The sequence below is a fragment of the Brevibacterium linens ATCC 9172 genome, assembly GCF_900169165.1.
Lineage (GTDB): Bacteria > Actinomycetota > Actinomycetes > Actinomycetales > Brevibacteriaceae > Brevibacterium > Brevibacterium linens.
Map to the genome: position 1 here is coordinate 250,708 of NZ_FXYY01000003.1, position 24,878 is coordinate 275,585.

Genomic DNA, 24,878 nt, shown 5'->3' on the forward strand with positions numbered 1-24,878 from the left:
GAAGGATCAGTGAGTGAAGGAATCATCACCTGTGCCCGCGGCCGTTGAGGCCCGTTCATGATCCTAACGCTGATCGCTCTGGCGGGACTGGTCGTGCTCACCCCGGTCCTCACTCGTTTCGCCGGCCGGGAGAGCGGCTGGCCGCTCGCCGCCGCCTACCTGGGCGTGGCTGCGCTGTTCACCCCCACTGCCGCCGAGGTGATGGCCGGGAACAATCCCGAGACGTCCTATCGGTGGATTCCCAGTCTCGGCGTCGACCTGGCTCTGCGAGCCGACGGCATCGGCGTCGTCTTCACCTATATCGCCCTGATCATCGGGGCAGTCGTGTTCATCTATTCGACCCGCTACCTCAGCCCGGGCCGGAACACGAGCTTCTACTGGCTGATGGTGATCTTCACGTTCTCCATGGTCGCGCTCGTGCTCACCAACGATGTGCTCGTGCTGTTCGTGTGCTGGGAGCTGACGTCGCTGGCGTCCTTCTTCCTCATCGCCCGGTCCGGATCACCCGGACAGGCACCGGCCCTGCGGACGATGTTCTTCACCTTCATCGGAGGCCTCAGCCTGCTGGTGGCCACCGGTGTGATCATCGCGGTGACCGGGACGACGAACCTCGCCGAGGCGATCAGCTCCCCGGTGTGGACGGGCCAGCCCGAGGTCACGACGCTGGTGGCTCTGCTCGTCGGCGTCGCCGCCATGACGAAGTCCGCGCAGTTCCCCTTCCACCCGTGGCTGCCCGATGCGATGGCCGCTGCCACCCCGGTCTCGGCCTATCTGCATGCCGCTGCCGTCGTCAAAGCCGGCATCTTCCTCATGCTGCGGTTCTCACCGACCTTCCACGCCACGCCGGCCTGGAACGTTCTGCTCGTGACGGCGGGACTTCTCACTGCGTGTCTGGGCGGCTGGTTCGCACTCAACCAACATGACGTGAAGAAGCTCATGGCCTATTCGACGGTGTCCCAGCTGGGCCTCATCACCGCCGTCATCGGCGTCGGCACCGAGGCGGCCATCGCTGCCGCCACTCTCCACGTCATCGCTCACGCTCTGTTCAAGTCCGGCCTGTTCATGATGGTCGGAGTCGTCGACCACCTCGCCGGCACCCGCGACCTCGCACGGATCCCGAAACTCATGCGGTCCGCTCCGGCGGCGTTCACGGTGATGATCATCGGCTGTGCATCCATGGCTGGGATTCCGCCGCTGTTGGGCTTCGTGTCGAAGGAAGCCCTGTTCACGGCCCTGGGAGAGACGCCGGGCGGTCCCTGGGCCGGGTGGGTGGCTCTGCTCGTCGCGGTCGGTGCCTCCGTGCTCACCTTCGCCTATTGTGCGAAGACCGTCTGGGGCAGCTTCATCGACGGGCGCGAACCCGAGACGGGTGACATCCACCGCGGTTCTCCCGTCATGCTCATCGCGGCGGCCCTGCCGATCCTGGCCTCGTTTCCGCTGAGCTTCGTCCTCTTCCTCCTCGACACTCCGCTCGACCACGTGGTGCGCGCGGCGGTGCCGAACGCCACCGAACACGTCCATCTGGCGCTGTGGCACGGATTCAACATCGAACTGCTCGCCTCTGGACTCATCATCGCCATCGGCGTCGTCCTCATCCTGCGTCGCTCACGCGTCTTCGTCTTCTTCCACAAGGCCACGCTGCCGTTCGACGGATCCGATGTCATCGACTCGCTGACGACGGGCCTCGAACGTCTGGGACACGGTCTTGCCGCCTTCGTCCGCCCGATGAACTCCGGACCCTATCTGGCGATGTCGTTGGGCGGGCTGAGCGTGCTCGCCATCGGCTCGATTCCCGTCGTCTTCGCCGACTTGCCGCCGCTGCAGCAGAATCTCAGCCGTCCGGTGGACGTCATCCTGCTCGTCCTCATCACCGTGGCAGTCCTCGTCCTGTGCACCTCGCATTCGCGTCTGACGACCGTTGTGGCGCTGTCTGCCATCGGCATCCTCGCCACCGTGCAGATCCTGGCTCTCGGCGCCCCCGACGTCACCCTGACGCAGCTGCTCGTCGAAGCGATGACGATCATCGTCATCATGCTCGTGCTCCAGAAACTTCCCCGTTCGTTCTGGAAGTACCCGAAGCGCAAACAGACTCCGCGCCTTCTCTTTGCGGTCATCGTCGGTGCCAGCGCGGCCGGACTCACCCTGGTGCTCAACGGCCGGCGGGAACGTTCCGACCTCGGTCTGTACTATCTCGACAAGGCTCCGGAGATCAGCGGCGGAGACAACATCGTCAACACGATCCTCGTCGAATTCCGTGCCCTCGATACCCTTGGTGAGCTGACCGTCCTCGGCATGGCCGGAATCGCGATCGTCGCTGTGATGTCGACGGTCAAGGACAAGTTCATCGACCCGCCGGCCGAGAACATCCCGGAACCGCCGCGGCCTCCGTGGGTGTCCATCCGCCCCAAGGGCACCACTGCGTACCGCGGCGTCCACGAGGCGTGGCCGAACGTCATCCCGCTGCAGCTGACGCTGAAGGTCCTCGGTCCGCTGCTGGCGGTGAGCTCACTGCTGATCTTCTGGCGTGGTCACAATTCCCCGGGCGGCGGATTCATCGCCGCGCTCGTCGGTTCAGCCGTCATCGGCTTGGCCTACCTGTCGACGCCGAAGGATCGTGCGATCGGTCCGCCGCGGGCACCCCTGTACCTCATCGGCTCCGGCGTGGCCACGGCAGTGGTCACCGGCATCATCGGTCTCCTGTTCGCCGGTTCGTTCCTCCACCCGATGCACGCCGAGTTCGCCGGTCAGCATTGGACGACGTCGATGCTCTTCGATGTCGGCGTCTACCTGGCGGTGCTCGGACTCATGCTGCTCTCGTTCAACCTCCTCGGCGTCTCGGACTCCGCGGCGACTCCGGCCGGTGACGATGTGCTCACCAACGGCATCATCCGACGCGACGTCGAACGCACCCGCGAACGTGCCGATGAGCTGCTCTACGGGGAGTTGAGCGGTCCGATGGAGGCGATCCGCGGGGAACGCCCCGAACGCAGCCGCCGCCGCGGCGCTGAGGATTCCGAGGAAGCGAAGGTGCGGGCGAACTCGACGCATATCCTCCGCGGGGACTCACCGGCCGGCGGAGATGGGGAGGAAGCATGATCCTGGCACTGACGATCGGCGTCCTCACCGCCGGAGGCGTCTACCTCATGATGCAGCGCTCCATGGTTCGGGGAGTCTTCGGACTCACCCTCATCTCCCACGCCGCGAACTTCATCCTGCTCTCGGCCGGGGTCGGCGCCTGGAGAGGCGAACCGCTGGCCGGGCGCGGTTCCCTTGCCGACGCGGCCGACCCGCTGCCTCAGGCATTCGTCCTCACCGCCATCGTCATCACTTTGGCGGTGACGATCTTCATGCTCGCTCTGGCCGTGCTCGGCCATGACGACGACCAGAAACGCAGCCCCGAGACGGGGGAGGAGCGCGACTCATGAACTCAGCCCTGCTCCTACTGCTCATCGGCCTCCCGCTCCTGGCCTCCGCCCTGAGCGTGCTCATCACCTCACGCACCTTCGACCGACTGCTCCTGCTCGCTGTTCCCGTGTTCGTCGGCGGCAGCGGGATCGGGCTCCTCGGGCTGCACGGTTCGACCCCGGTGATCGCCCATTCTGTCGGCGACTATGTGCCCGGTCTGGCGATCGTGTTCGTCTCGGACACGTTCACTGCGCTCATGCTCGTGCTCACCTCACTCGTCGCGTTCGTCAGCAGCCTGTTCCTCATCTCCACCGGAGAGGATCAGTACCGGTTCGTTCCGGCGCTCATCATGATGATGCTCACCGGAGTCTATGGTGCGCTGCTGACCGGTGATCTGTTCAACCTCTTCGTCTTCGTCGAAGTGATGATGCTGCCCGCCTACGCGCTCATCGCCGTCACCGGCACCTGGCGCAGGCTCGGGATCGGACGACTCTATGTGATGGTCAACCTGCTGACCTCGACGATGCTGCTCATCGGCGTCGGATTCGTCTATGGTGCCACCGGCACGGTCAACCTCGCGGTTCTGGCAGGTCAGGGACAGCCGACCGGCCAGGCAGGGATCGCGCTGGGCGTGGTGCTGCTGTCGCTGTTCATCAAGGCCGGCGGCGCGCCCTTCCACGGCTGGCTCGTCCGCAGCTATCCGAACACCTCGGCGGGCATGATGTCGCTGTTCTCCGGGCTGCATTCTAAGGTCGGGCTCTACGCGATCTACCGCATCTACACCACTGTCTACGGTGAACCCGCCCCGTGGGCGACGGTCCTGGTCATCGTCGCGGTGGCGAGCATCCTCATCGGTGCGGTGTCCGGCTTCGGACAGGTGCGGGTGCGCAATGTGCTCGGATTCGAGATGACTGCCGGCGTCGGCCACATCCTCGTCGGCGTCACCCTGCTGACCTCGGCAGCCCTCGGCGCCGGTGCGTTCTACATGATGCACCATATGATCACGATGGCCGGCCTGCTGCTCATCATGGGCGCGGTCGAACAGACCTACGGCACCGGATCCTTCCGCAAGCTGTCCGGGCTCGCCTCCCGCGAGCGATGGGCGACCATCCTCATGATCCTCGGGGTCTTCTCCTTGGTCGGTCTTCCGCCGACCTCGGGGCTGTGGGGCAAGGTCGGACTCATCCGGGCCTCCACGGACACCGGCGGCGGCTTCGGATGGGTCCTTGTCTCAGCCATCGTCGCGGGCGCAGCGATCAGCCTGTTGGCGCTTCAGCGCACCTGGCGCAACACCTTCTGGGGACCGCCGATGCAGACGTACCGTCCGGACTCGGCAGAGACCGGACGTGCCCCGGCCGAACCGATCATGCGCAGCGTGCGCATCCCCGCCCGTCTGCTGGTGCCGGCGACGATCATGATCGGTCTCTCCGTTGCGCTCTTCTGCTTCCCGGAGCCTCTGCTCGACCTCACACTCCGGGGAGCCGAGGGTCTGCTCGACCATAGCGACTATATTGAGGCGGTGATGGCACCGTGATGCGTCTTATCCACGGCATCTCCTACGTCGGCTTCATCGTCCGGGCGATCATCACGGGGTCGGCGACCGTCGTCGCCCGACTCTTTTGCAGCGACTATGCCCAGCCGATGATCGTCGAGCTGCCGATGCGCTGCGCCACCGACCTCGAAGTCACGCTGTTCGCGTCGTCGATCACCATCACGCCCGGCACGCTGGTCACAGCGATCGCGGCCGGCACGGCGACGACCCCGCCGGTGATCTTCGTCCACGCCCTATTCGAGGAGTCGGAGGAATCCGCCCTCGACGGGCTCATCGACATGGAGTCGCGGCTGCTGTCGATGACCCGTGGACGTGCGCCGGGTCCACACACCGATCTGCAGGGAGGGCATCCATGATCGTCATCGCCGGCATCTGCTCGGTCATCCTCGCCGCCGTTATCATCATCGGCCTCATCCGCGTGCTCACGGCCCGGGATCAGGGTTCACGTGCAGTGGTTTCGGACCTCATCTACTTCTCGGCCATCGCGATCGTCACGATGCTCGGCATCATGGTGGCCTCGTCGATCGTCCTCGACGTGGTCTTCCTGTCCTCCATGGTGGGGATCCTCGCCACGATCGCTCTGTCGCGCATCCTCACGAGGGGGCACCGCTGATGAATGAAACACTGGCCACGACCCTCGTCGGGATCTTCGGCATCACCGGATCCCTGCTGCTGCTCAGCTCCGCGCTGGCGATGTTCCGTGTTCGCGACGCCCTGTCGCGGATCAACGTGTTCTCGCCGGCTACGGGCCTGGGCATGCCCTTCATCGTCATTGCGGCCTTCATCTTCGACCTCTATTCGTCCGGGTTCTCCTGGTTCTCGCTGATCATGGCCGTCATCGCAGTGTTGTGCCTGATCATCGTGTCCTCGGTCGCGAGCAATACCCTGGCCAGGTCGACGGTGCTGTCAGGACAGCCGGTGTTCCGCAAGACCTCACCCAATCGGCTGGCAGCGCCGCCGGAGGGCGTCGTCGACGTCGACCCCGACGTCAAGGACTCCTGAGCCGCCGCCCCGCACCGGGACCGCCGGTGACTCGAACTCAGTTCCGTCCGGTCGTGCGTATCGTGATGTTGATCCTGCCCCCGCCGAGGTGGTCCAGCCGTCCCGCATCCGGTGCAGTACCCGGTTGGATCGATCTGACCCCGTGGTAGGCGAAGCGGGCAGGGCCGCCGAAGACGAAGGCGTCACCCGAGGCCAACCGCAGGTCCTCGAAGGGACGGTTGCGATTGTCGGTATTGCCGAATCGGAAGAGGCATGTATCGCCCAGTGACAGTGAGACGACAGGAGCGGGGTCGAATTCGTCCTTGTCCTGGTGCATACCCATCTTCGCGTGTTCGTCGTAGTAGTTCACGAGCGCTACATCCGGATGGTAGCCGGCAGGGTCGAAACCCCATGCGGCGGCCGTTCCTGCAGCGAATTCCCAGGAGTCCTCGACGACCGTGACCGCCGTCTGCAGAACCTGACGGCCCAGGCGGGTCATCCAATCGGGGAAGGGCAGCACGAGTTTGTCGTTGACGTCGACGGCACGGCGGTCGTACCGCCCGGGTTGCCAATGCCAGCCCAGACCGATCGTCGTCACGCTCATCGGATAGCCCGCGATCGTTGCGGCATGAGGGGGAACCGGACCGGATTGCCATTCGGCATAGCGGGCGATGATCCACTGCTGTGCCTCGGCGGTGAGGAAGCCCGGCACCCAGACCGCACCGGGTGCGACGACTGCCGGTCGGCGGTCGAAAGCCTCATCGGCGAAGAGGGAATCCATGTCTACCAGGATGCCAGAGACGGCAAGGAAACCGCGGGGTCGGGGACTGTCTGTCACCGACCCCGCGGAGTCATCAAGCGAGAGCTGAGCGGTCCGACTCAGTGGCGGTCGGACTCAGAGGCAGACCGATTCAGAGTTCGCCGACGGGCACCTGTTCGTCGGCGAGTCGATCGGCGGTGACGTTGTTGCCGATGAGTGCGCGGAGTTCGTCGCCATAGTCCCAGACATTGACGTTCATGGCTGCGGTGACCGTTCCGTCACGGTGCCAGAAGACGATGAACTCGCCGCTGGACTTGTCGCCGCGGATGACGACGTCGTCCTCGGTGGCGCCGCGGCCGACGTATTCCATACCGAGGTCGAACTGGTCGGTGTAGAAGTACGGCTGCCAGTCGTAGGACTTGGTCCCTCCGCTGATCGTCGAGGCTGCGACCTCGGCCTGGCGCACCGCGTTGTCCCAGTGCTCGACGCGCAGACGTTCACCGCGCAGAGTGTTCTGCGCATTCGCAATATCGCCGATCGCCAGCACGTTGCCGTCCGACGTGCGCATCTGTTCGTCGACGATCACTCCGTTCTCGGTCGACAACCCTGCCGAGGATGCCAGGTCGATGGCGGGATCGGCGCCGATTCCGACCACCACGAGATCGGCCGGGACGCTTCCGGCGGACGTTTCGACGGCCTCGACCGCGGAGTCACCGGTGAACGCGGTCGTATCCGCGTTCTTGAGGAAGTTGACTCCGTTCTTCCGGTGCAGGTCCTCGAAGTATTCTCCAAGCTCCTGTCCGAGGACGGAGGAGAGCGGGGGAGCGTCGGTACGGAGGACGACCGTGACATCGCTGCCGTGGGACTTCGCCGCTGCCGCGACTTCCAGGCCGATCCAGCCGCCGCCGATGACCGCGACCTTCTTGCCGTCGCCGAACTGCGAGCGGATGGCCACTGCATCCCCGGCATCGCGGAGAGTGTGGATATTGCCCAGCTGGACGCCCGGGACGTCGAGTGTGCGGGGCACCGCTCCGGTCGCGAGGATCACCTGACCATAGGACAGTTCTCGTCCGTCCTCGAGGTCGACCGTCTGGGCATCCGTGTCGATGGAGGTCGCCGAGGTGCCGAAGAACGTCGACACGTTGTGAGCGGGATACCAGTCTTCGCCTCGGAGCGCCGAATCGGCAGGATCCGACCCTTCGATCATCACCTTCTTCGACAGGTCCGGCCGGTAGTACGGAGCCGCAGGATCGGCGCCGACGAGAGCGATCTGCGCCGTGTAGCCGGCGTCGCGCAGTGATTCGACCACGGTGCCTCCTGCGAGGCCTGCGCCGATGACGACTGTTCCGAATTCTTCTGCCATTGTCGGTCCTTTCGTAGAGGGGACTCTCTTTCGACTCTACTCGCCGGGATCAAGGGGCTCCACCGGATCCGCCCCAGGTGACAGGCCGTGCCGGTCGATCCCCGTTTGGGGCCGCGCGATTTTGGTCGAACGCCGGGAGCAGGCGTAAACTGAAACCGGAAGAGGGGCTTTAGCTCAGTTGGTAGAGCGTTTCGTTCGCAATGAAAAGGTCAGGGGTTCGATTCCCCTAAGCTCCACAAGAACGGATTCGGAATGACGATGAAGACGACGATCATGACCGGCATCCTCGGCCTGGCCGGCGTTGCCCACTTCTCCCGGCCCGCCCTTTTCGACTCCATCGTGCCGCCTCAGTTGGGCAACCCGCGCTTCTGGACCTATGCCAGCGGCATCGCTGAACTCGGCTGCGCGGGACTGATGGCGAACGCGGGGACACGTCGCCTCGGCGGCGCGGCATCCGCGGCGCTCATGGTCGGCGTCTTCCCTGCCAACATCTACACTGCGGTCAAACACTGGGACGATCCCAGGGGCCGGGCCATTGCTTTGGCGAGACTGCCGCTGCAGATCCCGCTCATCTGGGCTTCGGCCGCGATTGCCGCAGACACCGACTGAATCCTGCACCGCGATCAGATGCCTGCTACGCATGCCGATGAGGCGCGTGCCGGGTCAGGACAGACCGAGAAGCTTTCCGCTCTTCGACAGCTCCGGATCCGTGCACGATGACAGGTCGAAGCAGCAGGGACGGCGTTTGCCTGATTCGAGTTTCGAGATCGCGACATCGACTCGGCGCGCACGCGTATCGGCGTTCTTCGTCGCCTTGATCCACCGCACCCATTCCCACCGGGCCATCGGCGTGAGGCTGTCCCAGACATCGTCGAGATCGCCGGCGGCATCGAGGGCAGAGCGGAGGTCCGCGGGCACCGTCACCTCCGGCCAGGTCTTCGTCGGGGTCACGCCGACTTCGACGTCGGCACCTTCCGTCGCCCCGAGCGTCTCCCACTGGTCCTCATCGAGACTGATCCAATGGCCGCGTCGACCGTCGGGTTCGATGACAGTGCTGAAGGCGATGCCGTCGAGGGTGCCGTCGACGGCGACCTGTCCGCGGGAGGGCAGTCGATCGCTGGCGTCCTGGGGCAGGCGCAGAATCGGGCGGTCGCCCAGTACCTCGGTGGTCGCTGTGAACGTGACGTCGGCAGTCGTGGTGGTCATGGTGACTCCTCATGGAACGGATTCGGGTCCGGATAGTCGGCTTCGACTGAAGCGATGACTTTAAGAATAGCGGCCCGAGTCCGGGCTGACTTCTCGATTCCTGATGAGTCAGCCGATCGAGCGACCTACCCACTCCGGACGCTCCGCGACGACCTGAGAGATCCGCTCGGCCACGGTGTCCGGGAAGGGCACGACGCGATCCGTGGTCTGATCGACGTGGAGGGCCATGATCTCCTCGGTGGACACGAGCCGGTCCCCGACATACATCTCATAGGCCAGGTGCAGCTTCTTCTCTGCGGCACTGACGAGGCGCGGGACGACGGTGAGTCGGTCGCCGAGAGCCGCCTCGTCGAGGTAGCGGATATGGGATTCGACCGTATACAGGGACGCCTTCTGGGATTCTCGGTAGGCGGCATCGAGGCCGAGCTGATCCATCACCTGGTCGGTCGCGAATCCGAAGACGAGGACGTAGAAGGCCTCTGACATGTGACCGTTGTAATCGATCCACTTGGGCACGACCTCAGTGCTGTACGTGCTCAGCTTCGACGCCGAGGCGGTCGCCGCCGTCGGTGCGGAGGACGGGGGAGCAGAAACCGCGGCGGGGGATGCCGGGTGCCCCGAAGTGCCGTCCGCCGACTGGGCTTTGCTGGAGTCTGGCGTGGCGTCCAACTGCGCCGTGAGTCGACGCAGGGCGATGATTCCGGCATCACGATGAGCCACGAGGTCGGCAATGGAGCGTTCACCGGCTTCGATATCGCAGCCGGCCACAACATCGTCTCGCAGCTGCTGGCTGAGCTCGGGAGCGGTCAGCCGGGTCCACGGAGACTTCAGCGACGGACCGAAATGGTCGAGCATATGCGCCATACCGCCCTCACCGCCGGCGAGGTGGAACGTGAGCATCGGCCCCTGGAACGGCCAACGGAGACCCGGACCATCGGTGATCGAGCGGTCGATCTGCTCGACCGTGGCCTCGCCCTGCTCAACCATGTACAGGGCCTCCCGCCACTGTGCCTCCTGCAGTCGGTTGGCGATGAAGCCGGGGACTTCGCGGTCCATGCGGATGACGGACTTGCCGATGTGGGTGAAGAAGTCAGCGGCCCAGTCGACGGACGCCGCGGAGGTGGACTGTCCGCCGACGACCTCGACCAAAGGGAGGAGGTAGGGCGGATTGAACGGATGGCCGACGACGAGCCGTTCGGGGTGGGCCGCCTCGGTGGCCATCTCGGTCATGCTGTAGCCCGAAGTCGACGAACTGATGACGATGTTCGGTGGGCAGACCTCGTCGATCTGGGCGAGGAGACCACGCTTGAGTGCGAGATCTTCGGGAGCGGACTCCTGGACGAACCCGGTGCCCGCGACCGCCTCGGCGAGGTCGGTGTGGATCGACCACGCGGTTCGGTCGGCGCCTGCGACCATGTCGAGTTCGGCCAGGGCCGGCCAAGCCGCGTCGAGGAGTCGATTGAACTTTTCGCCGGCATCCGGAGCCGGATCCCAGATCTTCACCCGGTACCCCTGGGCGAGGAAGTACGCGGCCCATCCACCGCCGATCGTTCCGGCGCCGACGCAGGTGATGGAGCCGATCGCATCGAAGTCGGGGAAGACCGGCGAGCTGGGGGCGGGCGCGGCGTGGGTGGAATCGTTCACAGATCGTCTCCTGTGATGGTCGGTGTCTGCACGCGCAGATCGAGGATCTCGCGGGCCTCATCGGGGGTGGCCACGGACGAGCCGAGGCTTGTGATGATCTCGACGGCGCGAGCGGTGAGATCGGCGTTCGTGGCTTTCACCCCCTTGGACAGATAGAGGTTGTCCTCGAGTCCGACGCGGGCGTGACCGCCGGCGAGCACGGAGTGGGCCACCCACGGCAGTTGGTTGGCGCCGATGGCGAAGGACGTGAACTGCGCACCCTTCGGCAGCATGTTCACCATCGCCGCCAGCAGTCCCGGATCGGCAGGGGCACCATAGGGGATGCCCATGCACAGCTGGTACAGCGGCGGGGCATCGATGAGACCCTCCTCGACGAGGACGTTGGCGAACCACAGATTGCCGGTGTCGAAGATCTCCATCTCCGGACGCACGCCCAACGTCTGGATCCGCTTCGACCCTTCGCGCAGCATGTCAGGGGTCGAGACGTAGAGGTTCGACCCTTCGCCGAAGTTGAGGCTGCCGCAGTCGATCGTGCAGATCTCGGGCAGCAGCTCCTCGACATGGGGGAGTCGGTCGAGGGCGTTGATGAGGTCGGTGCCCGGCATCGTGGTCAGGGGGTCCTGGGGGTCGATGACGAGGTCGCCGCCCATTCCGGCGGTGAGGTTGATGACGGGGTCGACGTCGGAGGCGCGGATGCGGCGGACGACCTCGCGGTAGTAGGCGACCTCGCGTGAGCCCTGTCTGGTCTCGAGATCGCGGACATGGATGTGGACGACCGAGGCGCCGGCGCGGGCTGCTGCGATCGCGTCGTCGGCGATCTCTTCGGGTGTGACGGGAACGTGCTCGCTCTTGCCGGTGGTGTCTCCGGCACCGGTGACGGCACAGGTGAGGATGACCTTGCGGTTCATGATGACTCCTTGGATTGATCGGTGTTGGTGGCTGGCATCGAGGTGGTCTCGGTCGGTCGTTCTGGGGTGGTCGACGAGGCTGTTGTGGTCGGTGTGGCCGGTGCGGGCGACGGATGCCTGATCGAGCGGTCGAGGTACGTGCGCAGTCGCTGTGCGAAGGTGTCCGTGTCCATCACTCCGGTGAGCACCTTGATGCCGAGGCCGTCGAGCAGAGAGGTGAGTTCATCGGCCATGGCCCGCGGGTCGCCGGAGCGGAAGCGGCCGGTGCGCTGCCCCTCCTCGATCGTCGTCTGCACGGTCTTCGACCAGCGTTCATAGCTGAGCGGATAGTTCGACAACGTCGAATCCTCGAGCGACAGCCGAGCCCAGGTCTGCAGCCAGATCGACCATTCGCCGCGTTCCGTTCGCCCCAGCGGGGACTGCAGCTTCAGCAGGCGTTCGAGCCTCTGTGCCGGGTCCGCAATTTCATCGAGCCACGCGATCTGGCGGTCGAATGCGAGTTTGACCGAATAGTCGAGAGCGGCGTCGAAGAGGTCGGATTTGTTCGCGAAGTAGTAGTGGATGCTCGGGGCTGAGACTCCGGAGGCGGCCGCGATATCGGCGATGCGCACGGCGTCGAAGCCGTGCCGGCCGAACAGCGTCCATGCCGCTTCGGCGATGCTGCGTTTAGGATTCGCATCCTCGTCGCTGTCTGGAACGGTCGCCGTGTTCGGGGGAGGAGCGGAGACCTGTGACTCGTCGCCGAGCAGCCACCGGACGGTCACGCCGGTGGCGGTGGCGACGCCGAGGAGCTCATCGGCGGTGAATCGGCGGCGACCGGACAAGGCCTTGGACAGTTTCGTCTCATCGATGCCGATGGCCGCGGCGATCTTGCGCTGTTTGAGCCCCGATCGCCGGATGGCCTCCCGGACACGGAGTCCGGTGGCCTCGGAGCTCCGGCTGTGCTCGGAGCTCTGGTCGTCCTCGCGATGGGGATTATCCTCGGTGTCGGACGTCTGCGCACCATTCATGAGGTCGAACCTACCTCAGCATCGAGACCTGTCGCAAGGCAATATGAATAATAGTCAGAACTTGCGATTTGCGGTCCGGGCGAGGAATTCGTGTTGATCCGCACCGTCCGACCCATCACAAACCGGTTCTCTGCGGATAGTCTCGTTATCGGTGGGCGATCCCCACCCCCATCGACCGCCCCGAGGAGCACCCATGACCGACAGTCTTCATTCCCGCATGCACGTCGTCTCCGATGAGACCCGAAACCTCGTGAATCTCGTGCTCGAGTACTCGCGCCGTCGGACTCTGGCCGAGGACACCCCGCTCGACCATCCGACTTCAGAGACCGAGCTGCGTCGACTGGCCGGGCCCACCGTCACCGAGGAGGGGCTGGGGTCGGCTCGAGCGCTGGCGATCTTCGAGCACATCTTCGCCCCCGCCTGCATCTCCACCGACCATCCGAAGTATCTGTCGTTCATCCCCAGCGCCCCGACGAAGGCGGCGGTGGCCTTCGACCTCGTCGTGTCCGCCAGTGCCCTCTACGGTGGTTCGTGGCTCGAAGGTGCCGGAGTCGTTCACGCCGAGAACGAGGTCCTGCGCTGGCTGGCCGGAGAGTTCGGGCTGCCTGCAGGCGCCGGAGGGGTGTTCGTCCAGGGCGGGACGATCGGCAACCTGTCTGCCCTCGTCGCCGCCCGCAACGCACAGAAGGAGAAGCTCGGTGAGACTCGGCCGGGACGTTGGGTGATTGTGTGCAGCGCCGAGGCGCACTCCTCAGTCGCCTCTGCGGCCGAGGTCATGGATGTCGATATCGCACCCGTGGCCACCGGGGACCACGGGATCCTGCGCCCGGAGGGGGTGCGTGAGGCTCTGGTCGAACACGGGGATGCCGTGATTGCGGTGGTGGCCACCTCGGGGACGACGAACTTCGGCACCATCGACGACATCGCCGGCATCGCCGCACTCAAGCACGAGTTCGACTTATGGCTCCACATCGACGGCGCCTACGGTCTGGCCGCGATGCTCTCACCTCAGGCACGTCACAAGTTCGCCGGAGTGGAGATGGCCGATTCGCTCATCGTCGACCCCCACAAATGGCTCTTCGCCCCCTTCGACGCCTGTGCGCTCATCTATCGCGACCCGAATTCGGGACGGCGAGCGCACACGCAGAAGGCCGAGTACCTCGACACGCTCACCGATGCTCAGGACTGGAGTCCGTCGGACTTCGCCATCCAGCTGACGCGTCGGCCGCGCGGTCTGCCGCTGTGGTATTCGCTGGCCAGCTATGGTGCCGAAACCTACCGGGAGGCGATCGGCCATTCGATCGATCTGGCCCGTGAGATCGCCACGGAGATCAAGCACCGTGAGCATCTGCGACTCGTGCGCGAACCCGAACTCTCTGTCGTCGTGTTCGAACGTGACGGGTGGCAGAGGTCGGACTATGACGCGTGGTCGGATCGCCTGCTCGAGGATCAGCGGGCCTTCGTGGTGCCGAGCTCGCACCAGGGGCGACCGAATGCCAGGTTCGCCATCGTCAATCCGCTGACGACGTTCGACGACCTCACCGACATCCTCGATTCGATGGAGTGAGTGGACGCGTCGGACGTCTGGCCCCTCCTTCAGTGAGGTCCCCGGTCTTCTGAGGGCCGTGCAGAGGTGACGGTCGCTCAGTCTTCGGGGACATCCTCGGCGGCGGTCGTCGGCTTCGACCGGGGGCGGAGTTCGACGATGAAGGCCGGAAGGAGCGCTTGGGTGATCGGACCGATCCCCAGCGCATAGAGGACCGTGCCGACGCCGACGACTCCGCCGAGCAGCCAGCCGATGGCGACGACGCTGACTTCGATGAGGGTCCGCACCAGCCGGATCGACCGTCCGGTCACGCGGGAGAGGCCTGTCATCAGTCCATCGCGCGGGCCCGGCCCGAATTGGGTTCCGATGTACATCGCCGAGGCGGCCCCATTGAGGACGACGCCTGTGACCATGAGCGCGATGTTCCATCCGAGTTCCTCCGGTCGGGGCAGGAACAGGCGGGTGAGGTCGAGCGCGGGGCCGACGAGGAGCGCGTTGAGGATCGTGCCGATACCCGGCTGCTGGCGCAGGGGGATCCAGATGAGCAGCACGAGGAACGCCAGAATGGTGACGATGGTCCCGAAGGTCAGCGGCACATGATTCTGGATGCCGGAGTGGAGGACGTCCCACGGCATCATGCCCAAACCGGCATTGACCATCATCGCCATCGAGGCACCGAAGAGGTAGAGGCCGAGGAGCAGCTGGGGGAGGCGTATCCAGAGTCGTCCGCCGCGCAGCTGCGCGATGGGGCCGACATTGGCCAGCTGACGTTTCGGTGCTCTCATCGTGGTCATCCGGTGGCTTTCTGTGCTCTGAGGTAGTGATCCTCTCATTCTGACCGAAATTGGTCTTGCGTGAAATAGCCACTTGCAGGAAAGTGGTCCTATGGAGGTCGGATCATGAGCACAGTGGCCCTCGGAGCGAAACGTCTGGCCAGTGTCATCGGGGACGGCCCGTGGAAGACACCGGCCTTCGAATCCCTGGCGGCGGCCGTGGCCGCAGCGATCACGGACGGACGTCTGCCGGTCGGTGCCAGACTGCCGAGCGAACGGGAGCTTGCCGTGGCCGTGGGCGTGTCCCGGACGACGACGGGCCGGGCCTATGCCCACCTGCGAGAACAGGAATTCATCGTCACCCGACGCGGTTCCGGCAGCATCGTCCAGCTGCCCAGTGTCCCCGGCGGCCGCATCGACCACCTGCTCTCACCATCCGGTGCCGATGAGACCGAGATCGACCTCACCTGCACAGCGCCCGTCGCAGCCCCTGAGATCCTCGACGCCTATGAACGCGCACTCTCGCGTCTGGGCGCCTACCTGCCCGGGACCGGCTACTATCCGTCCGGACTGCCGGTGCTGCGTGAACTCATCGCCGAGCGCTACACCAGTCGCGGTGCACCGACGGATCCCGACCAGATCCTCATCACCTCCGGTGCCTTCGGGGCGGCCGCCATCGCTGTGCGCGCGCTCCTCGACGTCGAACCGCATGAGGTCAGGAATCGCGGTGCGGCGCGGTCGACATCGCGGGTGCTCATCGAAAGCCCGACCTACCCGAATGCGATCGCCACCTTGGAAGGCGCCGGGGCCTCTCTGGTGACGTACCCACTCGAATTCGGTGCCAACGGCCATCATTGGGATGTCGACGCATTGGAGCAGCTGATCCGCCAGACCCGGCCGCGCAGCGCCTACCTCATCCCCGACTTCCACAATCCGACAGGCTCACTGCTGCCTGAGGACCAGCGCCCGCAGCTGGCCGATGCGCTCAGTCGGCACCGCGTGGTCCCTGTCTTCGACGAATCGCTCATCGACCTCGGGCTGGAGGAGGATTCGCCTCCGACGCCGATGGCGTCGCTCGTTCCCGATTCGGTGACGGTGGGCAGCGTGAGCAAGATCTGCTGGGGCGGACTGCGCATCGGCTGGATGCGCATTCCCCGGCACCGCGTCGATCACTTCGCCTCTTCCCGCCTCGGACTCGACCTCGGCGCCCCGGTCCTCGAACAGCTGGTGACTGTCGAACTCATGGGCAGCCACGAGGCCATCGTCGCAGAGGCGCGGTCCCGCCTGCGGGCTGCGCGGGACAGTCTGGCCGCGCAGGTCAGAGAGTGGCTGCCGGACTGGAAGCTCGTGATCCCACCAGGCGGTATGGCGTTGTGGGCCGAACTTCCCGAGGCACGGTCCGGGGTGCTCTCGATCGCTGCGAGGAACCACGGACTCGGTCTGGTCGCGGGGCCGAACTTCGCCCCGGCGGGCGGACTCGATCGGTGGATCCGCCTGCCGTATACGGTTCCGGATGCTGAACTCGACCAGGTCGGTCCGCGGCTGGCTGCTGCGTGGAACGATGCGAAGTCGATGGCCGGACGGGGACCGTTGGGGCGGGCTCGCATCGTCGCGTGAGCATGTCCTGCAGGAAATCTGCTGCTGAGTACGATGGCACTATGGCAGACAACAGCGGACTCAATCACGATGAACAGTATGCGACGGCGATGACCGTCGAGGACTTCCGGACCAATATCGCCGAGGTGGAGCGCCGTATCGCTGCCTCGGCGGAACGCTCCGGTCGGGACCGCGCCGAGATCGAACTGCTGCCCGTGAGCAAGACCGTGCCCGAAGAGCGCATCCGACTCGCCGTCGCCGCTGGGTGTGCGAGATTGGGAGAGAACAAGGTCCAAGAGGCTCACCGGAAATCCGAGGAGATGGCCGATCTCGACATCGACTGGGCAGTGATCGGCCACCTGCAGTCGAACAAAGCCAAGTTCGTGGCGCAGTTCGCCAGCGAATTCCAAGCCCTCGACCGGCTCAAGGTCGCCAGAGCACTCGACCGCAGACTCGAAGCCGAAGGACGCAGCCTCGACGTGTACGTGCAGGTCAACACCTCTGCCGAGGACTCGAAATTCGGAATGCCGCCGGAAGACCTGCCCGCATTCCTCAAAGAGGTCCAGGCCTTCGAGACGCTCAAGGTGCAGGGTCTGATGACCCTGGCGATCTTCTCAGCCGACATCGACCGCGTCCGGCCCTGTTTTCAGACGCTGCGCACACTGCGTGACCAGGTCCGCGACACCGATGCTGAGCTGCTGGGCCCCGGGCGTCTGTCGATGGGCATGTCCGGTGACTTCGAAGTCGCCATCGAAGAGGGCGCGAACTGTGTGCGCGTCGGCCAAGCGATCTTCGGCAAGCGCTCCCTGCCGGATTCCTACTACTGGCCCGACACACACTGACTCTCAGGGGCCGATAAGTGCACAGTTCGACCCTGCAGGTGCTGGTGTGGTTCGGCGGAGCGGTGCTCGGAGGCATCCTCGGTGTTGGGATCGCTGGCTTCGCCGGCCTCGCCGAAGCGGCACTGACCCCGTGCCTCATCGCACTGCTCTTCCTCACGTTCTTGGAGCTTCCGTTCGACTCGGGTCTGCGTGCTCTTCGTGATCGTCGTTTCCTCGCACTTGTGGCCGGGATGAACTTCGTCGTCGTTCCCGCGGTCGTCGCTGGTCTCATCGCGGTCTTCGACATTGCTGATCCGATCGTGCCCGCAGTGCTCATCGTTCTGCTGTGCCCGTGCATCGACTACGTCATTGCGTTCACGCGAGCTGCCGGAGGTGCCGCCGACCAGCTGCTGATGCTCACCCCGATGCTGATGATCGCTCAGCTGCTGTTGCTGCCGGTCCTGCTGTGGGCGATCACCGGCGGGCGAACGAGCATCGATCTGCCGATTCGGCCCCTGGGCGAAGCGCTGCTGCTGTTCATCGTCATTCCGCTCATCGCCGCCGTCCTGGTTCGCACCCTAGCCCGCAGACAGCCCCGGGTGGATCGCGTCGTCGAATCGGCCGCAAAGCTGATGGACCCGGTGATGGCCCTGACTCTGCTAGTCATCACTGCCTCGGTCATTCCGGTGATCGCTGGTTCTGCTGGGCATTTGGGCACTGCGGCGTTGGTCTTCGCAGTCTTCGCGGTCGTGATGGCGGTCGCCGGGTGGATCCTCACACGCGCGACGCAGATGGCTGCAGACCAATCCCGAGCCGTGATCCTGTCCGGGGTGACTCGCAATTCACTCGTCATGCTTCCCCTCGTTCGGGCGATCACCGGAGAGAGGAGCGGCCCCGCCGCAGTCGTGACCCAGACCCTCATGGAACTGATCGTTCTGCTCATCCTTGTCCGCATTCTGCCTCGGCTGGTTCCCGCGACTGCCGTGTCCGAAAACCGCTAGTATTCCTGCGCTTCACGGCGGAGAATGGGACTATGTTCACGTCCGACCAGTGCTATCAGGCAGTCACCTCGCGTGACCGCCGGTTCGATGGCATGTTCTTCACCGCGGTGCGCACCACCGGGATCTTCTGCCGTCCCTCGTGCCCGGCGAAGACACCGAAGCGGGAGAACGTCGACTTCTTCGTCACAGCAGCTGCGGCCGCCGATGCCGGATTCCGAGCCTGCCGGCGGTGCCGCCCGGACGCCAGCCCGAATTCTCCACAGTGGGACACTCGAGGTGACATTGTGGCTCGGGCCGTAAGGCTCATCCGTGACGGTGCCGTCGACCGAGGGGGAGTCGAAACACTGGCCGCCGAACTCGGATACAGCACACGTCAGCTCGGACGCCTCATCCATGCCGAACTCGGCGCAGGGCCTTTGGCTTTGGCCCGCACTGAACGCGTTCGGACTGCCCGAACACTTATCGAAGTCACATCGATGCCGATGAGCGACATCGCCTTCGCCGCCGGATTCTCCAGCATCCGACAGTTCAACGACACTTTCCGCGAAATGTACTCGATCAGTCCCCGTCAGCTGCGCAGCCCCGGAACCGACCAACCCGTGGCCGATGAGCTCAACCTGAGACTGGCCTATCGTCCGCCGTCCGACTTCTCACATCTGCTCGAGTACTTCGCTGTCCGAGCCGTGCCCGGGATCGAAACGGTCGCGGACGGGGCGTACACCCGTTCGCTGCGACTGCCCCATGGCCCGGCAGTGATCACCGTGCGACAAGGAGCCGGAGATTTCGTCGATTGTCGCCTCCGCCTGGCCGATACCAGAGACCTCGGCAGCGCCGTAGCCCGGACTCGCCGAACCTTCGACCTCGATGCCGACCCCGCGGCGGTGGCAGAGACTCTGCGATCCGCAGGCTTGGCCCGCCTCGTCGACGACTGGCCCGGAATCCGTTCGCCAGGGCACAGCGACCCTGTCGAACTGGCCCTGCGCACCGTACTCGGGCAGCAGATTTCGTTGGCCGCGGCGAGTACTCACTTGGGGCGACTCGTAGCAGGAGCCGGAGAACCGCTGCCGCCGGAACTTGTAGTCAACGGCGTGGACAGACTGTTCCCCACCGCCGAGGCGATCGCTGCTGTCCCCGCATCGGACTGGGCTCTGCCAGAGAGCAGGATCCGCACAATTGCAGCTCTGTCGTCGGCTTTGGCAGATGGAAGCGTGGACTTGGGGGCTGGGGCCGACCGGGATGAAGCAAGCCGGAATCTGTTGGCACTGCCGGGGATCGGCCCCTGGAGCAACGGCTATATCCGGATGCGCGCACTTGGCGACCCCGATGTCTTCGTGGACTCCGACCTCGGCGTCAAGAAGGCGATCGCCGAACTCAATGAGACCTCAGCTTTCATCGGGGACTGGAAAGAGCTCTCGAAGAACTCCAGCCCGTGGCGTTCGTACCTCACCCATCTGCTGTGGGCCCATCACGCCCGCCGTGTCGAAAGGACACCCTGATATGACCACCTCGACGAACACCTCGTCTCACACTGATCCGACAACGGAACCGAGCGGAACCATCGGACTGCCGGTCGCCTCGGCGCCGGTGTATTCGACCATCATCGACACGGAGATCGGACCGGTCCTCCTCAACTCGGACGGAACCCACCTCACCGGTCTCTACCTCGACGTCTCCGAGGCGATCGATGCGCGCCTGCACAAGACGTTCGGCGTCGATCCGACACCGGCCGACGACCTCGAAATCTTCGAGCGCACGAAGGCCCAGCTGGGGGAGTACTTCGCCGGTGGGCGCACCCGGTTCGATCTGCCGTTGGCGGCAAAGGGCACCGAATTCCAGCGGCAGGTGTGGCAGGCACTGACTCAGATCCCCTATGGCAGCACCGCCGGCTACGGAGAACTCGCCGAAATGCTGGGCCGACCCGGCGCTGCGCGAGCAGTGGGCGCGGCGAACGGCAAGAATCCGATCAGCATCATCGTCCCCTGTCACCGTGTCATCGGCGCGGACGGCTCCATGACCGGCTACGCCTGGGGCGAGGCCAACAAGCGACACCTGCTCACCCTAGAAAACTCCCTCTAATTACTACCTGACGGCGGCCCAGCAACCTCGCGCGAGGTTGCTGGGCCGCCGTCAGGTAGCAATTGGGGAAGAGGAAGGGCCGGGAACCTTTTCGGATTCCCGGCCCTTCTGCGGTGGAGGTAAGGGGATTCGAACCCCTGACCTTCTCCATGCCATGGAGACGCGCTACCAACTGCGCCATACCCCCGCTTGCCTGAACAATACTACCCAGGTGCGGGTGGGAGACCAAATCGGCGGAGAGTGACGCTCGCCACATGGCATGACGCTGCTGAAAATCTGTTGGTGAAGTGCTCATCTAGGGTCGCTACACCCCCGCCAATGGTCGCTCCACGACCCGAGTCCCGTGAACCCGGGCCGTGACGAGTCGACTGCTCGAGGAGGATTCTCCACGGCGGCTCAGATGAACGGCCGGACCTGGCTGAGGTAGCGCACGATGTCCCGTTCGCGCAGTTCGCGCACACGCTGTTCGCGAGCGTGTTCGCGCAGGCGAGCCTGTTGGCGACGGGCTGCCTTGAGGCGACGGGTTTCCGCGGTCGGGGCCGGGCGGCGAGCCCACCGGATGAGCTTCATCCCGGTGGTCAGGGCCCAGCGGCGTGGATAGGTGAATGGGAACGTGGTCGACACAATTCTTCCTCGTGGTTTTCGGGCAGGGGATATCCGCAAAAGGGCAGGAGGTATCCCGGAATGACGGTGAGATAAACAGATTCCGAAAATGCCGTCTAATGGCAATGAATCACCCGAAAAAGGGTGCAATTAGCAAAGGCGGATAATTGCCATTGTCGCAATGGGCCAATGAGATGACTGACTCATTGAAACGGCAACGGAATCCGGAAGAGCTTTGAAGCCGGTATGGCCGGAGGTCAGGCAGAAGGCACACGATCGAACCGTGCGCGGACGCGATGACCGCCGGTCAGCGACCGAGCTCAAAGATGTCGGCGTGATGTGACCGGATCAGGACTGGCTGCTGGCGGCGCTACAGCGCCGAAGAGCATGCTGGAATGATCTGGACACGTGCCAGACGTGAAGAATGCCGGGTATCAGGCAACCGGTGGCTCAGAGGACAACGGTGGCCGGAAGCCAACCGGTGGAAAAGACGTGAGAGACGGCTGTGTCAGCCGACGAGTCCTTGTCCGCCAATCGGGCAGGCAGCATTTTCATGCCAAGCCGGTCGAAGGTCGGGGCCTGCAAGAAAGTTCATCATCGTCACTGCTCTCCTTTCATGGTCGTGGATCTCGTGGGGACGGCGTCAACGTCCGCTATTGTCAGGTTGCAATCAGGTTGATGTCTGCGAATCCGTAATTGCACTGTCGAATTTAGCACAGCTTTCAAGGCCGTGGGAGTTTTGTTCATTATTTTCCCAAACAATTTCACTTCGTCTGTACGTGCTTGAAAAGGGACTCTCGAAATCGTCAGGTCGATGCTCTGTTTGCGCCGACGTAGAATCGGGAGAGACGAGCATCAGTCGGACGCGCAGCTACAGGAGTTGAGGATGTCAGAGACCGCCACCACCAGACGTCTGGTCGTCGGATACATCGCCACGGATCGGGGCCGGGATGCGATCTCGCTGGCCATTTCGATCGCGCGGTCCATCGACGTCGAGCTCGTGGTCACGATCATCCGTCCCGAATCATCGACGATTCTCGCCGGCAGCGCAGTGCCGAAGGACGGCGCAGGGATCGTAGCCCAGCAGATCGACGACTGGCTTGACGAGGCCCTGGCCCTCATTCCCGACGACGTCCGCGCCAGGGGCTGCATCCACATCGCTTCGAACGAGTCCAAGGGCCTCATAGAGGTCGCAGAGAAGGAAGGCGCAGTGGGCATCGTCATCGGTGCGCGTGCCACCACCTTGATGCGACAGCTGCGCATCGGCACGGTCGCCTCGTCTCTTCTGCACTCGTCACCGGTGCCCGTCGTGCTCGCCCCGTCGGGGCGGTCGGATATCGGACCGATCTCGCGAGTGACCGCACTCTACGGTGCTCGCCCCGGGGCCTCGGCACTCATCGGTGCCGCCATCGAATCGGCTGTCGGCCTCGGCGTCGACCTCAGACTGCTGTCCCTGGTCGAGAACGACGGACTCTATGACGACGAGGTCGCCGAGATCACCGAATTCGCCGAACAGTACGGGGGAGCGGTGCTGGCAGATCGAGCATCAGAGATGCTGACCTCGGGCCGAGCCACGGTGAGAACCAAGGCCGGTGCCGACATCGAAGAGGCGGCCGAGACCATCGACTGGCAGCCCGGAGACCTCGCGTTCATCGGCTCGAGTCGCCTGGGCCGCGGCGGAAAGGTCGCGGTCGGTGCGCGAGCCCGCCGTCTGCTGCGTGTGCTTCCCGTCCCCGTCGTGGTCGTCCCTCGCCGGGCAGTGAGTCGCCCGCGAACCGCTGAAACCGACTGAGGTGCGGACACGACAATCACAGCGGACGGACATCCGGCTGGGCTCGCACAGCACGGCCGCGTGGCTCTACCCGGGTGACCGGCGTCGGCGTCCTCTGCTGATGGTGCATGGATTCCGCGGCGACCATCATGGAATGGAGCTGATCGCCGGCAGCATCACCGACCGTGAGGTGATCGTGCCCGATCTGCCCGGATTCGGGCTCACTGGTCCGCTGAACTCAGGCTCGTCGCTGTCGGCCTTCGTCGACTACCTCACAGCACTGCGCACCGAGGTCGGCAGACAGCGGGGCGTGAAGCCGATCCTCGTGGGGCACTCCTTCGGGTCGATCCTGGTCAGCCATCTCGCGGCATCGTACAAGGACGACGTCGACGAGCTCGTGCTCATCAACCCGATCACCAGCCTCGCACTGGAAGGCCCCGCGCGGTTCCTCACCGCGGTCACCCGCGCCTACTACGCCCTCGGTGCGCGGCTGCCCGAGCAGGCCGGCCGGTCCCTGCTGAGCAGCCCCGCGATCGTCCGGGCCATGAGCGTGGCCATGGCCACGACCCGCGATCCCGGGCTGCGTCGCTACATCCACGATCAGCACGCGCGGCACTTCTCGTCGTTCGCCGACCGGCGGTCCCTGTCGGAGGCGTTCGCGACATCCGTCGCACACACCGTCACCGAGGTGGCCGACCACCTGATCATGCCCACGCTCGTCATCGCCGGCGACAGGGATGCGATCGCGCCGATCGAGCCAACCCGCGCATTCGTCGCCGAACTCTCCGATGTCGAATTCGTGGAATTGGGCGGGGTAGGCCATCTGGTGCACTATGAGCGCTCGGTCGAAGCCGCCTCGGCGATCATGGATTTCTGTCACCGGCGAATCGACGGGTGATTCGGCGTGTGACAGGGCGACGAGACAGCCGGTGATTCGACGAGAAGGGCCGCTGCGCATCAGCGCAGCGGCCCTTCTCGTCGATTCTGAGATCAGCGTCGGGAGTCGCGAGCCCAGCGGTAGACGATCGGGACGAGGAAAGCGAAGCTCGATGCGAGCAGACCGCCCCAGAACACCCAGAACTCGGTTCCCTCGGGTGAGGAGAACGCGGCTCCGAAGAGGTAGAACCCGAACAGGAAGAGCACGAAGGCGACGATGAAGACGACGACATCGGCAAACGATGCCGAATTGCGGGTTCTCTTCGGGGCGGCGATATCGGACATGGTCTCCTCCGGCACAGTTTCTGGTGGTCAGCTGACTCTCAACAACAGTCTACATCCCGTAGAGGACTTTGCTCATCTCCGGTCGTGGTCGGCGCTTCGCTCCGGGACCAGCCATCCGAGCAGCGCGGAGACGATCGAGACGATGATCGCGGCGAGGATGGCGGAGAAGAAGAACGAATCGATGGTGAAGACGAAAGGAGTGAACCCGCTGAGCCAACTCGTCAGCGCCAACATGATCGCATTGATGACGATGGAGAACAGCCCCAGCGTCAGACAGGTGATGGGGGCGGAGACGAAGCTGAGGATCGGTTTGATGAAGGCGTTCGCCAACCCGAAGATGAGGCCGATGACAAGGTAGGAGATGATCATCGCCGGAATGGCCCCGGCCTGCTCCTCGACGACCCGGTTCCCTGTGATCGTCACACCCGGCAGAATCCAGGCGGCCACCCAGATCGCACATGCGTTGACGATGACGCGAGACAAGAAGTTCATAGTCGTCATCCTCGCAGACCGATCTGCGTTCTTTCTGAGTCGCCGATGGGAATGGGGTCTGTGCCATGGTGATGAAACTCAACGCCGCCGGGTCCGCTGCCGCTCGAATCGCGCGGACAAACGCAGTAGCCTGAAGACGAACCTTCCGG

The 24,878-nt window shown here is 64.7% G+C and carries 25 protein-coding genes and 2 tRNA genes; 16 read left to right on the forward strand and 11 right to left on the reverse strand.

Annotation, left to right across the window (positions count from 1 at the left end):
• The first annotated feature begins 57 nt into the window (after window positions 1-57).
• The 6 genes from BLIN9172_RS04285 to BLIN9172_RS04310 are packed head-to-tail and all read left to right on the forward strand — an operon-like array spanning window position 58 to window position 5,959.
• A complete protein-coding gene (locus BLIN9172_RS04285; protein ID WP_101553975.1) occupies window positions 58-3,096 on the forward strand; it encodes a DUF4040 family protein in 3,039 nt (1,012 codons plus the stop codon).
• Window positions 3,093-3,425 (forward strand): sodium:proton antiporter, encoded by a 333-nt coding sequence (locus tag BLIN9172_RS04290; RefSeq protein WP_025776778.1) that lies wholly within the window; start codon window positions 3,093-3,095, stop codon window positions 3,423-3,425. Before BLIN9172_RS04285 ends, BLIN9172_RS04290 begins: the two co-directional genes overlap by 4 nt.
• Window positions 3,422-4,939 (forward strand): monovalent cation/H+ antiporter subunit D family protein, encoded by a 1,518-nt coding sequence (locus tag BLIN9172_RS04295; protein WP_101553976.1) that lies wholly within the window; start codon window positions 3,422-3,424, stop codon window positions 4,937-4,939. Before BLIN9172_RS04290 ends, BLIN9172_RS04295 begins: the two co-directional genes overlap by 4 nt.
• Window positions 4,939-5,313, forward strand: a complete 375-nt coding sequence (locus BLIN9172_RS04300; protein ID WP_101553977.1) for a Na+/H+ antiporter subunit E — start codon at window positions 4,939-4,941, stop codon at window positions 5,311-5,313. Before BLIN9172_RS04295 ends, BLIN9172_RS04300 begins: the two co-directional genes overlap by 1 nt.
• The gene (locus tag BLIN9172_RS04305) at window positions 5,310-5,570 is read left to right on the forward strand and encodes a monovalent cation/H+ antiporter complex subunit F (RefSeq protein WP_101553978.1); all 261 of its coding nucleotides are present in this window, start codon (window positions 5,310-5,312) and stop codon (window positions 5,568-5,570) included. The genes BLIN9172_RS04300 and BLIN9172_RS04305 overlap by 4 nt, the downstream gene beginning before the upstream one ends.
• Complete coding sequence (locus tag BLIN9172_RS04310; RefSeq protein ID WP_101553979.1) at window positions 5,570-5,959, forward strand: cation:proton antiporter; 390 nt, start codon at window positions 5,570-5,572, stop codon at window positions 5,957-5,959. Before BLIN9172_RS04305 ends, BLIN9172_RS04310 begins: the two co-directional genes overlap by 1 nt.
• A 37-nt stretch (window positions 5,960-5,996) precedes the next feature.
• On the opposite strand, the gene BLIN9172_RS04315 is transcribed toward BLIN9172_RS04310, so the two are convergent.
• Window positions 5,997-6,719 carry an alpha-ketoglutarate-dependent dioxygenase AlkB family protein gene (locus tag BLIN9172_RS04315; protein WP_101553980.1) on the reverse strand — a complete coding sequence of 241 codons (723 nt, stop codon included), beginning with the start codon at window positions 6,717-6,719 and terminating at the stop codon, window positions 5,997-5,999.
• A 130-nt stretch (window positions 6,720-6,849) separates the two neighbouring features.
• On the reverse strand, window positions 6,850-8,061 hold the full coding sequence (locus tag BLIN9172_RS04320; protein WP_101545635.1) for an NAD(P)/FAD-dependent oxidoreductase: 1,212 nt from the start codon (window positions 8,059-8,061) through the stop codon (window positions 6,850-6,852).
• 163 nt (window positions 8,062-8,224) lie between these two features.
• On the opposite strand from BLIN9172_RS04320, the gene BLIN9172_RS04325 reads away from it, so the two are divergent.
• Window positions 8,225-8,297: transfer RNA gene (locus BLIN9172_RS04325), tRNA-Ala, on the forward strand.
• Window positions 8,298-8,313: 16 nt separating this feature from the next.
• On the forward strand, window positions 8,314-8,670 hold the full coding sequence (locus BLIN9172_RS04330; RefSeq protein ID WP_308297784.1) for a DoxX family protein: 357 nt from the start codon (window positions 8,314-8,316) through the stop codon (window positions 8,668-8,670).
• A gap of 54 nt (window positions 8,671-8,724) precedes the next feature.
• On the opposite strand, the gene BLIN9172_RS04335 is transcribed toward BLIN9172_RS04330, so the two are convergent.
• The 4 genes from BLIN9172_RS04335 to BLIN9172_RS04350 form a co-directional block, all read right to left on the reverse strand.
• Window positions 8,725-9,267, reverse strand: coding sequence for a YdeI/OmpD-associated family protein (locus tag BLIN9172_RS04335; protein ID WP_101553981.1), 543 nt, complete (start codon window positions 9,265-9,267; stop codon window positions 8,725-8,727).
• Window positions 9,268-9,375: 108 nt separating this feature from the next.
• Window positions 9,376-10,911, reverse strand: a complete 1,536-nt coding sequence (locus tag BLIN9172_RS04340; RefSeq protein ID WP_101553982.1) for a 3-hydroxyacyl-CoA dehydrogenase NAD-binding domain-containing protein — start codon at window positions 10,909-10,911, stop codon at window positions 9,376-9,378.
• On the reverse strand, window positions 10,908-11,819 hold the full coding sequence (locus BLIN9172_RS04345; RefSeq protein WP_101553983.1) for a beta-keto acid cleavage family enzyme: 912 nt from the start codon (window positions 11,817-11,819) through the stop codon (window positions 10,908-10,910). The genes BLIN9172_RS04340 and BLIN9172_RS04345 overlap by 4 nt, the downstream gene beginning before the upstream one ends.
• Window positions 11,816-12,829 carry a TetR family transcriptional regulator C-terminal domain-containing protein gene (locus BLIN9172_RS04350; RefSeq protein WP_101553984.1) on the reverse strand — a complete coding sequence of 338 codons (1,014 nt, stop codon included), beginning with the start codon at window positions 12,827-12,829 and terminating at the stop codon, window positions 11,816-11,818. The genes BLIN9172_RS04345 and BLIN9172_RS04350 overlap by 4 nt, the downstream gene beginning before the upstream one ends.
• A 193-nt stretch (window positions 12,830-13,022) precedes the next feature.
• On the opposite strand from BLIN9172_RS04350, the gene BLIN9172_RS04355 reads away from it, so the two are divergent.
• Window positions 13,023-14,396, forward strand: coding sequence for a pyridoxal phosphate-dependent decarboxylase family protein (locus tag BLIN9172_RS04355; RefSeq protein WP_101553985.1), 1,374 nt, complete (start codon window positions 13,023-13,025; stop codon window positions 14,394-14,396).
• A 77-nt stretch (window positions 14,397-14,473) separates the two neighbouring features.
• Here BLIN9172_RS04355 and yczE read toward each other — a convergent pair whose 3' ends face one another.
• Window positions 14,474-15,169, reverse strand: a complete 696-nt coding sequence (gene yczE / locus BLIN9172_RS04360; RefSeq protein WP_101553986.1) for a membrane protein YczE — start codon at window positions 15,167-15,169, stop codon at window positions 14,474-14,476.
• Window positions 15,170-15,274: 105 nt separating this feature from the next.
• On the opposite strand from yczE, the gene yczR reads away from it, so the two are divergent.
• Genes yczR through BLIN9172_RS04385 form a run of 5 tightly spaced genes read left to right on the forward strand, consistent with a single transcriptional unit; the run spans window position 15,275 to window position 20,642 of the window.
• Window positions 15,275-16,765: a MocR-like transcription factor YczR gene (yczR, locus tag BLIN9172_RS04365; protein ID WP_240811978.1), complete on the forward strand. Its 1,491-nt coding sequence runs from the start codon at window positions 15,275-15,277 to the stop codon at window positions 16,763-16,765.
• Window positions 16,766-16,806: 41 nt separating this feature from the next.
• A complete protein-coding gene (locus BLIN9172_RS04370) occupies window positions 16,807-17,586 on the forward strand; it encodes a YggS family pyridoxal phosphate-dependent enzyme (RefSeq protein ID WP_101553987.1) in 780 nt (259 codons plus the stop codon).
• Between the two features lie 17 nt (window positions 17,587-17,603).
• Entirely contained in the window at window positions 17,604-18,566 is a 963-nt protein-coding gene (locus BLIN9172_RS04375; protein WP_101553988.1) for an arsenic resistance protein, read from the forward strand.
• A 32-nt stretch (window positions 18,567-18,598) separates the two neighbouring features.
• On the forward strand, window positions 18,599-20,062 hold the full coding sequence (locus BLIN9172_RS04380) for an AlkA N-terminal domain-containing protein (RefSeq protein WP_101553989.1): 1,464 nt from the start codon (window positions 18,599-18,601) through the stop codon (window positions 20,060-20,062).
• 1 nt (window position 20,063) lies between these two features.
• Complete coding sequence (locus BLIN9172_RS04385) at window positions 20,064-20,642, forward strand: methylated-DNA--[protein]-cysteine S-methyltransferase (protein WP_101553990.1); 579 nt, start codon at window positions 20,064-20,066, stop codon at window positions 20,640-20,642.
• A gap of 114 nt (window positions 20,643-20,756) precedes the next feature.
• Here BLIN9172_RS04385 and BLIN9172_RS04390 read toward each other — a convergent pair.
• Window positions 20,757-20,829: transfer RNA gene (locus tag BLIN9172_RS04390), tRNA-Ala, on the reverse strand.
• Between the two features lie 209 nt (window positions 20,830-21,038).
• Entirely contained in the window at window positions 21,039-21,266 is a 228-nt protein-coding gene (locus BLIN9172_RS04395; protein WP_101553991.1) for a hypothetical protein, read from the reverse strand.
• 865 nt (window positions 21,267-22,131) lie between these two features.
• Here BLIN9172_RS04395 and BLIN9172_RS04400 point away from each other — a divergent pair.
• Together BLIN9172_RS04400 and BLIN9172_RS04405 are read left to right on the forward strand one after the other, a co-directional pair.
• Window positions 22,132-23,037, forward strand: coding sequence for a universal stress protein (locus tag BLIN9172_RS04400; protein WP_101553992.1), 906 nt, complete (start codon window positions 22,132-22,134; stop codon window positions 23,035-23,037).
• Between the two features lies 1 nt (window position 23,038).
• A complete protein-coding gene (locus tag BLIN9172_RS04405) occupies window positions 23,039-23,914 on the forward strand; it encodes an alpha/beta fold hydrolase (protein WP_257904154.1) in 876 nt (291 codons plus the stop codon).
• Window positions 23,915-24,006: 92 nt separating this feature from the next.
• Here BLIN9172_RS04405 and BLIN9172_RS04410 read toward each other — a convergent pair whose 3' ends face one another.
• Window positions 24,007-24,237 carry a hypothetical protein gene (locus BLIN9172_RS04410; protein ID WP_101553993.1) on the reverse strand — a complete coding sequence of 77 codons (231 nt, stop codon included), beginning with the start codon at window positions 24,235-24,237 and terminating at the stop codon, window positions 24,007-24,009.
• A 72-nt stretch (window positions 24,238-24,309) separates the two neighbouring features.
• Entirely contained in the window at window positions 24,310-24,729 is a 420-nt protein-coding gene (locus BLIN9172_RS04415) for a phage holin family protein (RefSeq protein ID WP_025780928.1), read from the reverse strand.
• Between the last annotated feature and the right edge of the window lie 149 nt (window positions 24,730-24,878).